Annotated in this window: 13 protein-coding genes and 1 riboswitch; of the genes, 3 read left to right on the top strand and 10 right to left on the bottom strand. The window is 65.1% G+C overall.

All coding sequences use genetic code 11. The annotated features are described in order from the left end of the window. From IVB32_RS04295 to IVB32_RS04285, 3 genes are all read right to left on the bottom strand, one after another. The coding region (locus IVB32_RS04295; protein WP_247409898.1) for a CrcB family protein at positions 1 to 280 on the bottom strand (280 nt) is incomplete at its 3' end. A 6-nt stretch (positions 281 to 286) separates the two neighbouring features. Further along, positions 287 to 685 (bottom strand): fluoride efflux transporter CrcB, encoded by a 399-nt coding sequence (gene crcB / locus IVB32_RS04290; RefSeq protein WP_249802343.1) that lies wholly within the window; start codon positions 683 to 685, stop codon positions 287 to 289. A gap of 7 nt (positions 686 to 692) precedes the next feature. Continuing rightward, the gene (locus IVB32_RS04285) at positions 693 to 1904 is read right to left on the bottom strand and encodes an MFS transporter (protein WP_247409897.1); all 1212 of its coding nucleotides are present in this window, start codon (positions 1902 to 1904) and stop codon (positions 693 to 695) included. Between the two features lie 124 nt (positions 1905 to 2028). Continuing rightward, positions 2029 to 2106: riboswitch (Fluoride riboswitch) on the bottom strand. A gap of 287 nt (positions 2107 to 2393) precedes the next feature. Here IVB32_RS04285 and IVB32_RS04280 point away from each other — a divergent pair. Together IVB32_RS04280 and IVB32_RS04275 are read left to right on the top strand one after the other, a co-directional pair. After that, positions 2394 to 3278, top strand: a complete 885-nt coding sequence (locus IVB32_RS04280; protein ID WP_018456251.1) for a DUF1194 domain-containing protein — start codon at positions 2394 to 2396, stop codon at positions 3276 to 3278. A 175-nt stretch (positions 3279 to 3453) separates the two neighbouring features. Beyond that, positions 3454 to 4086, top strand: a complete 633-nt coding sequence (locus tag IVB32_RS04275; RefSeq protein WP_018456252.1) for a hypothetical protein — start codon at positions 3454 to 3456, stop codon at positions 4084 to 4086. Between the two features lie 4 nt (positions 4087 to 4090). Here the strand turns inward: IVB32_RS04275 and IVB32_RS04270 are convergent, their stop codons facing one another. The 3 genes from IVB32_RS04270 to IVB32_RS04260 all read right to left on the bottom strand — a co-directional run bounded on the left by IVB32_RS04270 (position 4091) and on the right by IVB32_RS04260 (position 6369). Further along, positions 4091 to 4255: a hypothetical protein gene (locus tag IVB32_RS04270; protein ID WP_018456253.1), complete on the bottom strand. Its 165-nt coding sequence runs from the start codon at positions 4253 to 4255 to the stop codon at positions 4091 to 4093. Next, entirely contained in the window at positions 4231 to 4473 is a 243-nt protein-coding gene (locus tag IVB32_RS04265) for a hypothetical protein (protein ID WP_247369213.1), read from the bottom strand. Before IVB32_RS04265 ends, IVB32_RS04270 begins: the two co-directional genes overlap by 25 nt. Before the next feature lie 837 nt (positions 4474 to 5310). Continuing rightward, complete coding sequence (locus IVB32_RS04260; protein ID WP_247369211.1) at positions 5311 to 6369, bottom strand: class I SAM-dependent methyltransferase; 1059 nt, start codon at positions 6367 to 6369, stop codon at positions 5311 to 5313. A gap of 168 nt (positions 6370 to 6537) precedes the next feature. Here IVB32_RS04260 and IVB32_RS04255 point away from each other — a divergent pair, with 168 nt between their 5' ends. Continuing rightward, the gene (locus tag IVB32_RS04255) at positions 6538 to 7140 is read left to right on the top strand and encodes a hypothetical protein (protein WP_247369209.1); all 603 of its coding nucleotides are present in this window, start codon (positions 6538 to 6540) and stop codon (positions 7138 to 7140) included. Here the strand turns inward: IVB32_RS04255 and IVB32_RS04250 are convergent, their stop codons facing one another. The 4 genes from IVB32_RS04250 to IVB32_RS04235 all read right to left on the bottom strand — a co-directional run. Further along, positions 7141 to 8388, bottom strand: coding sequence for a methyltransferase (locus IVB32_RS04250; protein WP_247369207.1), 1248 nt, complete (start codon positions 8386 to 8388; stop codon positions 7141 to 7143). Continuing rightward, on the bottom strand, positions 8381 to 9115 hold the full coding sequence (locus IVB32_RS04245) for a TlyA family RNA methyltransferase (RefSeq protein ID WP_247369205.1): 735 nt from the start codon (positions 9113 to 9115) through the stop codon (positions 8381 to 8383). Before IVB32_RS04245 ends, IVB32_RS04250 begins: the two co-directional genes overlap by 8 nt. 26 nt (positions 9116 to 9141) lie before the next feature. Continuing rightward, a complete protein-coding gene (locus tag IVB32_RS04240; protein ID WP_018456259.1) occupies positions 9142 to 9696 on the bottom strand; it encodes a nucleoside 2-deoxyribosyltransferase in 555 nt (184 codons plus the stop codon). Positions 9697 to 9729: 33 nt separating this feature from the next. Beyond that, a partial coding sequence (locus IVB32_RS04235; protein WP_276576770.1) for a transketolase C-terminal domain-containing protein occupies positions 9730 to 10434 on the bottom strand: 705 nt, incomplete at its 5' end.

The following is a 10434-nucleotide window of genomic DNA, read 5'->3' as shown; positions in this document are numbered from 1 at the left end:
TTGAAAAGGTCGTGTAGCCGCCGCAGAACCCGGTCATGACGAACTGCCGGTGCTCGGGCCGCGCCAGCAGGCGGCCGTCGGGCCCGGTCAGCGTCGCGTAGAAGCCGATGATTAGTGAGCCGGTGGCGTTGATGAACAGCGTCGCGACCGGGAAGCCGGAGCCGGTGTCGAGCGCAAGCCCGACCAGATAGCGCGTCAGCCCGCCGACCATGCTGCCGGCGGCAATCCAGGCATAGAGCGTCGCGGTGCGCCAGCGATCGGCAGAGGGGAAGGACTTCATCTGCCTCTAGCCCCCCAGAGTGTCCGCGAGAAGGAAGCCGCAACTGACGGCTGCGAGGCAGAGCACGACCGAGACCGCGACATTCCCGAGCGCGTGCATCGCCTCGCCGTTGCGCGCCATCGTCAGCGTTTGCAGGCTGAACGAGGACACCGTGGTGTAGCAGCCAAGAAAGCCGGTGACCGCGAACAGCCATGGATCGGGCGCGGCGAAGACCGAGCCGGGATGGGTCGCCAATGCGCCAAAAATGCCGATCAGGAAGGCGCCGGTGACGTTGATGGTCACGGTGCCCCACGGAAACGTCTCGCCCAGCCGCCGCGCGATCGCGCCGGAGATGAAATAGCGCGCACAGCCGCCCAGCACGCTGCCGATCATAATCGCAAGCACTCCGCTCAGCACGGCGAACAGCCCTCCGTCATCGTTTCTCCTCCGTTGCCAGCCCGTTACCGACGGCAAATAGTCCCATGAGCGCGACCAGCGCGAAGCCGAGCCCCGCCAGGAACGTGCCGGCCGGACCATAGGTATCCCACAAGGCGCCGGCGATCACGCTTGCGGCCAGCAAGGCAAGGCCGGTGAACAGGTTGAAATAGCCGAACGCGGTGCCGCGCAAGCTCGGTGGCGCTGCGTCGGCGACCAGGGCCGAGAGCACGCCTTGCGTCAATCCCATATGCAGTCCCCACAGCACGACGCCCAGGGCGAGGCCGCCAAGGTTTGGCAGCAGCGCGAGCGCGAGATCGGCGCCGGCGAGGAAGACGAGGCCGAGCGCGAGCAGGCCGGTGCGGTTGATCCGGTCCGAGAGCACGCCGGCCGGATAGGCCGACAACGCATAGACGATGTTCATCAGCACCAGCACGGCCGGCACCCACATCGCATTGAGCCCGATATTCTGCGCACGCAGGATCAGGAAGGCCTCGCTGAAACGTGCCAGCGTGAACACGACGGCAACCGCGACCACGCGCCAGTACACGGACCCGAGCTGGCGCATCGCAGCGGTATTCAGCGGATTCCTTGACGGCTCCCGGCCGGGGTCCGGCTCCGGCTCGCTCACCGCGAACGCGATCAGTCCGAACGACAGGAAGCCCGGCAGCACGGCCACCCAGAACACCATCGTAAAATTGTCCGCCGTCCACCACATCAGGCCGATCGCCATCAGCGGCCCGACGAACGCACCGATGGTGTCGAGCGACTGCCGCAGGCCGAAGCTCGCGCCGCGCAGGCCGATAGGTGCGATATCGGCGATCAGCGCATCGCGCGGCGCGCCGCGAATGCCCTTGCCGACGCGATCGATGAAGCGCGCGGCAACCAGCCATTCGACGCTAGGGGCAAGCGGGAACAGCGGTTTTGTCAGCGCGGCCAGCCCGTAGCCGAGCGCAGCGAGCAATTTGCGCCGACCGAGCCAGTCGGACAACGCGCCGGAGAAGATCTTCGTGATCGAGGCGGTCGCCTCGGCAATGCCCTCGATGAAGCCGACGGTGAGCGTGGAGGCGCCGAGCACGGTGACGAGATAGACCGGCAGCAGTGCGTGGATCATCTCGGAAGAGACGTCCATTAGCATCGAGACGAAACCGAGCACCCAGATCCCCCTGGGCAGCCCCGCACGTGCAGCATTCGGTGTTGTCGTCGTCACGTCCAGGACTTCTCCTCGGCCTTCCTTGACCTCTCCTCGGCCAACGCGTCCGGGCAACAAAAAACCCGCCGGCGGCGGGTTCGTCCATGCTCCCGCCGAAGGCAGAGGCCTAGAAATTGCCCCTCCTCAAGCAGGAGTCATCAGCCCACTACGGTCACAGGCCGCCGGGCGGTTGTCGGGGGACTCCATCCCCATCTGTCCGGCCAGCCTAACATGGAAATCGCGCCGGACAAGTGGGCGAGGTGCGCTGTCCAGTGGCCCGTCAGTCCGGGAGCGGACCGCACATGACGGCATGCCGGCGCCAGCGATCGCGCAGTCCAGCGGCGCGAGCGCGGCAACATCGCGGCCGCTTTGCGTACTGCTTCGCAATTCCCGCCTGCAAATGCCTAACTGGCAAATGCCTAACCGGAATGTGAAGCGCGAGCGATCTTCGGACTTTGCGGCAAGGCGATTGCATGTCACCATCAGGTCATACGACGGGAGGCTGCGATGCGCTTGCTGTTCTCGATCGGGGCTGTGCTGGTGACCGGCATGTTCGCCGGAGGGGACGTCGCGGGCATCGCGGCACCAGGACCCAAGTTTGAGTCGCCCAGACTGGCGCTACTCAAAAATCAGCCGCAGCGGCAAGCAGCCGACAGAGACGCGCAGACGGTCGATGTCGAGCTGATCCTCGCCGTCGACGTCTCCTACTCCATGGACATGGACGAGCTCGCGGTCCAGCGTGAAGGCTATGCGCAGGCGATCCAGTCGAAGGAATTCCTGCAGGCGCTGAAGCTGGGCCCGAACGGCCGGATCGCGGTGACCTATTTCGAGTGGGCCGCTTCGACCGACCAGAAGATCATCATTCCGTGGCGGCTGGTCGACGGACCGGAGACCGCCGATGCCGTCGCCGCCGAAATCCTGAAGACGCCGATCCGGCGTGCCTCGCGCACCTCGATCTCCGGCGCGATCAGTTTCGCGATGCCGCTGTTCGACGAGGATCCCTATCGGGGCTTGCGCCGCGTGATCGACATTTCCGGCGACGGTCCCAACAACAACGGCACTCCGGTCACGATTGCGCGCGACGCAGCGATCGAGAAGGGTATCGTCATCAACGGCCTGCCGATCATGGTCAAGGAACCCTCCTACTCGACCATGGATATCGACAATCTCGATTTCTACTATGAGGATTGCGTCATCGGCGGCCCCGGTTCCTTCGTCATCACGATCAAGGACCGCGATAAGTTCAAGGAAGCCATCCGCACCAAGCTCTTGATGGAGGTTGCGGGCCGTATGCCGGAGCGTCCCGTGATGCGGGTTGCGGAGAAGGACAAGGAGCCGCGTGTGAACTGCATGATCGGCGAGAAGATCTGGTCGGACCGCTGGGGTCGCTGAGCGCGGCCACCGGACGAGACCTTTTGCCCTATTTGCCGGCGATGGAATTTTAACCATGCGTTAACCGTTGCGTGGCCCTAATCGGCTGCTTTCATTTGTTTCCGGATAAGGTTCTGACGTTGCTGTCGGGGCGCGAAAGAAGCGGGCCTGTCAGACACATCCGCCGAGCAACCCAATGGCCATCGTCACCTCGAGCACCAGCCAGATTTCTCCCGCTCTCGAGCGAGTGTATCACCAGAGCTCCCTGCTCGGTGAGTGGAAGGGCAATTGGGCTGGCAACAACCAGCCCGTCAGCTTCAAGGTCGTGAACATCCGCGGGGCTCGGGCGCAAGTCGAGTACACCCATAACGGGCGCACCGAGCGCGGCTTTGGCGAGGTCGCCGGTTCGCTTCTCACCTTCGGCACGGTCACGGTCGGCACCAAGGACGGCAAGAGTCTGGTGCTGTTGTCATCTGCAGGCGCGGGCAAGCAGACCGCGACTCTCGAGAAGCAGGCGCCGCCGGCCTCCGACAGCCGCCTGATGGGAAGCTGGGGCGGCTATTCCAGTGACAATGGCAAGAGCGCGAGCTTCAGGGTGCTCGCTGTCAACGGCAACGAAGCGCAGGTCAGCGTCACCACAGATGGCGTCACCCGTCAGGGCACCGGCACCGTCTACAAGAACGTCATCATGTTCGGCCAGGCGCAGATTGCGACCGACGACGGGCAGAATGGCAAGATCATCTACCAGGTCCGCAACAAGTCCTTCGTGGTGCCCGTGACCAAATATCCGCCGTCGGATACGTCGTCCTCGGTGGACAGGACGGCGTAGCAGATCACGGCTGCTGCTCGCTGGACCGCGTCAGCGCCTTCAATTGCCGGTCGATCTGACGCAAGACGTCGCAGGCGGTCGCCAAAGCGCCATTGCCGATCAGTCGCCAGATCTCCGTCGCCTGCTCGTCCAGATGCGGAATTGTCAGCGGTAACCGCGCTGCTTCCATAGCGCACCCTTCTCGTTGATGAGATAGCGCTCGTTCAGTGCGAACACGATCTGCGCAACGCAGGCCAGCGACCGGTAGACGCATCCGGCGATATGGGTCTGCTCGTTACGTGCGGCCGCAAGCTCCGCATTCTCGATGCCGAAGAGGATTTCCCACTGGAAGCGCCGGATCAGGGCATCCCGCAACGGTTGCGGGTAGGGCAGCGCGATCGATTTCAACCGGTTGATCAGGTCTTGCGGATCGCGCAGTGGTTGGCAATGCGATCTCGCCCATCCAGATCGCCGAGCAGAAGCCGTGTGGATGGCCGGGTTGGTAGTCCATGGTGATGATGCCGGCCCGACAGGATTCCATGATGACACAGCGTCGGCGCTGCGATAGAGCAGGTCGACCCTTTGTCCGCCAACGGACAGCCAGGCACCTCCGATGATCCACGGCCCCATTCCCCTATCTTCGTCACCGCCGTGACGGCAGAATTGTCGGCGATTTCCTTTGCGGCGGCCAGCAAGCGTTCGGTCTCCAGCGGAAGCGCTGCTTTGAAGTACAGCCCGATGTCATAGTCGGACGCGGCGTGCCCGCTGCCGAGCGCGCGAGCCGCCGTGTACGACGGCCGCAACGCCCCGCACCTCGGCGAAAGCGGATGTCAGGCGTGTGAGCAGCGGATCGTGCGACATGGACGGCGGTTGCGGAGTTGCTATTTGGCGGCGAGCGATGGCAGCGGCGGCACCCTGTCGTTCGGCGCGTCCGCCTGCATGGTGATCAGCTTCATCAAGACCAGGTCGTAATAGCCGATCAGGCCGATGATATCCATGATGCCGCGCTCGCCGAATTTCTGCTGGCCGGCCCGTAGATTTCGTGTCCGACACCTTCTTGTCGCGATAGAGCGCCATCGCAAATTCATGGAGAGCGGCTTCGTCGTCCTCCCGTCATGACGGACTCGCGTCGCCTTGTCCGATCGCCAGCTTACGTTGCGGCGCGAGCGAGGGAGGGTGTCGGCGCCGGGCGTGGCTGCAGCATCGGCATGGCATATGCCGCGGCCACGCGCCGGAATCGGAAGATCAGATCCGCGCCTCCAGAATCAGATTGAAGGGCGTTTCAGCGGCGCGGCGGAAGCGCGTCAGTCCGCCCTCTCGCGCGACCTTGCGCAGCCTTGCCTCGCCCGCTTGCGCGCCCAGTGCGAGGCCCACCTCCTGGTCGAGCGAGGCCGGCGTGCAGATCATGGTCGACGCCGCATAATAGACCCGCCCGACCGGGTTGAGATTGTCCTCGAGGCGGTCGCCTGCGAACGGCTCGACCAGCATGCAGGTGCCGTCCTTTGCCATGGTCTCGCGCACGTGGCCGATGGCGCCGACGGGATCGCCCATGTCATGCAGGCAATCGAAGAAGCAGACGAGATCATAGCCCTCGGCCGGATAGGTCTTGGCGGAATGAACAGCGAAGCTGACCCGGTCGCCCAATCCGGCTTCGGTGGCCGCCTTTCGCGCGGCCTCGATCGAACCCTCGTGATAGTCGAAGCCGTAGAAGCGGGAGTTCTGGAAGGCTTCCGCCATCAGCCGTGTCGAGACGCCGTGCCCGCAGCCGACATCGGCGACCTTGGCGCCGCGCTTCAGCTTGTCCACGACGCCGTCGAGCGCGGGCAGCCATTCCTGCACCAGATGATGCATGTACCCGGTCCGGAAGAAGCGGGCGGTGCCGCAGAACAGGCACTCGCTGCGCCGGTTCCAGCCGACGCCCTTGCCGGATTTGAATGCGTCCGAGATCTTCGGCTCGTCGAGAAACGCCGAGGCAATGACATTGCCGAACGCGCCGAGGAACACCGGACTGTCCTCATCGGCAAGCGCCATCGCCTGCTCCGGTAGCATCGAGAATTTTGCCGAAGCGGAATCGTATTCGATGTAGCCGGACGCCGCCTGACTCGCGAGCCATTCGCGGACGTAGCGCTCCGCCGTCCCGGTGGCGCTTGCGAGCTCGGACGAGTTCATCGGTCCCTTGGCGGCAAGGGTACGGTAGAGACCGAGCTTGTCCCCGAGCAGGACCAGCGACGCATTCATCGCCGCCCCGAATTCGGTGACCATCTTGCCCATAAAGGCATTCAACTTGTCGGAATTGACCTCCATGACAGCCTCCGTGCTGACGCGCCCCCTTAGGTGGGTCAATCCGGCATGGGGGAAGTTCAAATTGGCAGAAAAACGTGATCCCGGAACTCAGGGGAAGAATGGGGTCGCTATGCTGGCATTCATGATGTCTGGTGGGTATAATTCGCAAGCTTTTCGACGGTTATTTGAATGTTCAGGCTTACACCCTCTTGCGGTCTCGCGGTTTTTCTTGCCCTGCTCTGCCTCGGCGAAGCGCCGGCTCATGCGCAAGCCGCACCCCTGCAATATTGGATCCCCGGCGGACCTTTCGGCTTCGGCGGTGTTGCCGGCCAGAGCGCCGATAGCTACGGCATTTTCCCGAACTTCAATGGCGGCGACGCAAGCGGCCGCAGCAATTCTGCGAACGGCTTCTTTGTCGGCAGCCAGCATGGCAATCTCAATTGGAGCGGCCTCAGCCCGGCCGGACTGAGCGGCAATTTCAGCGCGCTCTCCTACGACAGCACGCAGTTCGGCTACAACACCAAGACCGCGGGCGGCATGCCCGTCACGTTCTTTGCCGGGTTCGACACCCTGAAATACGGCGGCGGCATTGGCAGCTCGCTTGCGCCGCTCACCTCCAGCGCCTCGCCCGGCTACGGCGCATTTGCGGGTGTCGAGCTCAAGCCGACCTCCAACCTCAGCCTGTCGTTTGGGGCCGGGTTCACCCAGCAGGACTCGGGCCGCATGGATAGCGATCTCAGATCGAACATGCTGCCCGGCGAGTCGCCGGCGTTGAATGGCCTTCGACGCTAACTAGCGCGTGAACTTCGCAACGAGCTCGACATGCGGCGTGTGGCGGAACTGATCCACCGGCACGACTACGTCGATCTTGTACCCGCCATCGATCAGCAGCCGCGCGTCGCGGGCAAAGGTCGCGACATTGCAGGAGACCGCGACCACCACCGGCACCTTGCTCGCGACGAGCTTCAAGGCCTGCGCCTGCGCGCCCTGGCGCGGCGGGTCGAACACGACGGCGTCGAAATCGCGCAGCTCCGGCGCCACCAGGGGACGGCGAAACAGATCGCGCGGCTCGGCCTTGATCGGCTTGAGACCCGGCGTGCGCGCGGCCTTTGCGAGCGCCGCAATGGCGCCGGCGTCGTTGTCATGGGCGGTGACGCGGGCCTTCTCGGCGAGCCGCAATGCAAACGGCCCGACGCCGCAGAAGAGATCGAGAACGTTCTTCGCCTTGCCGATGCGCTCGGCGACCAGCGATGCGAGCGTCTCTTCGCCGGCGACGGTCGCCTGCAGGAACGAGCCCGGCGGCAGCGTCACCTCGGCGCGGCCCATCTGCAGGGTCGGTGGCAGGCGTTGCAGCACCAGTTCGCCGTGCCGTGTCAGCCGCGCCAGGCGGTGCTGCTCGGCGACGCACGACAGCGCCGTCACGAGCGACGTGGGCAGCGGGCCGGAGCCGCGCACGTCGACATCGAGACCGTTGGCGGTCGCGGTGACCTGGATGTCCAGCGGTTTCGTCACCGGCATTTTGGACGTCAGCAGCTCGGCGAGCGCCCAACCGGCATCGAGTGCACCCTCGAGCCCGGGATCGAGGATCGGGCAGCGATCAATCGGGATGACGTCGTGCGCGCTGGCAGCCGAAAAGCCGACCTTGAGGATGTCATGGGTGCCGAACCGGCCGTGCAGCGTGATGCGCCTGCGCCCCGCGCCGTGAGCGTCGACCAGCGGCGTCACCTCGCAGTCGATGCCGGCCTGGGCCAGGGTCTCGACCACGATGCCGCGCTTCCAGGCGTGATACGGTTCAGTCGCCCAGTGCTGGATCGCGCAGCCGCCGCAGACGCCGAAATGCGGACAGAACGGCGCGACGCGCTCGGGACTGGCGACGTCCACTACCAGCAGCTTGCGGCGGTCGGGATGATTGCCGACGACATGATCGACCTCGACGGTCTCGCCGCCGAGCGTGTAGGGCACATAGATGGCATCGCCAGCGTCGAGCGAGACGCCGTCGCCGCGATGGCCGACGTGATCGATCGTCACGCGCTCAACCACGGCGCGCGCCCAGGAAGAATTCGATGTTGCCGTCGCCGCCGGTGATCGTCGACGGGAACACCTCGATATCGGTGCAGCCGAGCGAGGCAGCAAAGGCGGCGATGTCGTCGCAGATCTCGCGGTGCACGGCGGCGTCGCGGACGATGCCCTTCTTGTTGTGCTTCCGGTCCGCCTCGAATTGCGGCTTGATCAGCGCCAGCAGGCTCATCGGCGCGGCGGCCAGCGACAGCGCGATGGGCAGCACCGTCTTGAGCGAGATGAAGCTGACGTCGATCACGACGACATCGGGCCGCGCCGGCAGGCGCTTGCCGTCATAGGCGCGGATGTCGGTCTCTTCCATCGACACGATCTTGGCGTGACCGCGCAGCGAGGGATGCAACTGGCTGGTGCCGACATCGACGGCAAAGACGAGGCTCGCGCCGTTCGCCAGCAGTACCTCGGTGAATCCGCCGGTGGAGGCGCCGACGTCGAGGCAGACATGGTCCTCGATCTCGATCGGGTAGCGCTCCAGCGCGCCGGCGAGCTTGACGCCGCCGCGGGAGACGTAGGGGTGCGCGGGCTCGGCCTGGATCACGGCGTCCTCGGCGATGGTCTCCGACGGCTTTGCGACCTGCTTGTCGTCGGCGGTGACGAGCCCGGCCTCGATCGCCGCGCGCGCCCGCGCCCGGCTCTCGAACAGGCCGCGCTCGACCAGCAGAACATCCGCGCGCTTGCGGGCAGGGGACATCATCTCTCCGAAGACGCCTGAGGCGCTTATGTAGCGATCAATCGCGCGGCCGCCATCCGGACGCAAGCCTCGAACGCGGCCAGATCGTGCCAGACGTCGATCGGCATCTGCGCAGGCGTCACCAGCGGGCAGCCATGCAGCTCCAGCGCGTGGATCATCATGAGATTGTCGACGAGGCCAAAATCCTCGACCGTCAGCCCCTGCGCGTCGACCAGCCGTCCGTCTTCGGACGTCACGTCCATGAAGCGACTGACACGGTCGGCATAGGCGGCACCGTCATTGGAATAGGCGAGGCAGAACTTGCGGCGGCCGGCCATGTAGCCGAGCTCGTAGACGGTGCCGGGATCGGCGCCGGCGCCACGGAACGGCGTGAGGTTGGCGATGATCGCATCGGCCGCGTCCATCATCGCCTCGTTGCCGCAAAAGATCTGCCGCGAGGCGTCGGGCGCGGCGAGGTCGATTTCGTTGTCGAGGGGATAGAGGCCGGTGACGCCGTGCGCGGCACAGACCGCGACTTTGTGCCGGCCGATCTCGACCGCATCTGGCAGGAACACATCGGGGCCTGCCAGATAGATTTTCATCACAGCTGCTTCGCGGAAGGTCGAAGCTCGCTATCAGGCGAGCTTGACCGTCTCGGCCTTGACGTCCTTGCCGAGCGCCTCGAACACCTTGGCGACGATGCCCTTGGCGTCGAGACCGGCACGACCGTACATCGCCGCCGGGGTGTCGTGGTCCTGGAACACGTCGGGCAGCACCATGGTGCGGAACCGCACCAGGCCGCTGTCGAGCGCGCCCTGGTCGGTCAGGTACTGCGCAACATGCGAGCCGAAACCGCCGACTGAGCCTTCCTCGATCGTGATCAGGATCTCGTGGTCGCGCGCGAGCTTGAGCACGAGCTCGGTATCCAGCGGCTTCATGAAGCGCGCATCCGCGATCGTGGTCGAAAGGCCGTGGGCAGCGAGCTCGTCGGCGGCCTTCTCGCATTCGGCGAGGCGCGTGCCGAAGGAGAGCAGGGCGATCTTGCTGCCCTGGCGGACGATGCGGCCCTTGCCGATCTCGAGCGGAACGCCGATTTCGGGCATCTCGATGCCGCGGCCTTCGCCGCGCGGATAGCGCAGCGAGCTCGGACGATCATTGATCGCGACCTGGGTTGCAACCATGTGCACCAGCTCGGCTTCATCGGACGCGGCCATGATCACCATGTTCGGCAGACAACCGAGATAGGCGTTGTCGAACGAGCCGGCATGGGTGGCGCCGTCGGCGCCGACGAGGCCGGCGCGGTCGATGGCGAAGCGAACCGGCAGGCTCTGGATCGCGAC

Origin of the sequence: Bradyrhizobium sp. 23 (assembly GCF_023073295.1) — a bacterium.
Taxonomy (GTDB): domain Bacteria; phylum Pseudomonadota; class Alphaproteobacteria; order Rhizobiales; family Xanthobacteraceae; genus Bradyrhizobium; species Bradyrhizobium canariense_D.
Note: the sequence above shows the minus strand (reverse complement) of the source record. Positions and strands in the feature narration are given on the sequence as shown.

Coding starts and splice junctions, on each gene's coding strand:
- IVB32_RS04260 (WP_247369211.1), bottom strand. CDS start 6,369: ATGGAGGTCAATTCCGACAAGTTGAATGCCTTTATGGGCAAGATGGTC.
- IVB32_RS04240 (WP_018456259.1), bottom strand. CDS start 9,696: ATGAAAATCTATCTGGCAGGCCCCGATGTGTTCCTGCCAGATGCGGTC.
- IVB32_RS04255 (WP_247369209.1), top strand. CDS start 6,538: ATGTTCAGGCTTACACCCTCTTGCGGTCTCGCGGTTTTTCTTGCCCTG.
- IVB32_RS04245 (WP_247369205.1), bottom strand. CDS start 9,115: ATGTCCCCTGCCCGCAAGCGCGCGGATGTTCTGCTGGTCGAGCGCGGC.
- IVB32_RS04275 (WP_018456252.1), top strand. CDS start 3,454: ATGGCCATCGTCACCTCGAGCACCAGCCAGATTTCTCCCGCTCTCGAG.
- IVB32_RS04280 (WP_018456251.1), top strand. CDS start 2,394: ATGCGCTTGCTGTTCTCGATCGGGGCTGTGCTGGTGACCGGCATGTTC.
- IVB32_RS04270 (WP_018456253.1), bottom strand. CDS start 4,255: ATGGAAGCAGCGCGGTTACCGCTGACAATTCCGCATCTGGACGAGCAG.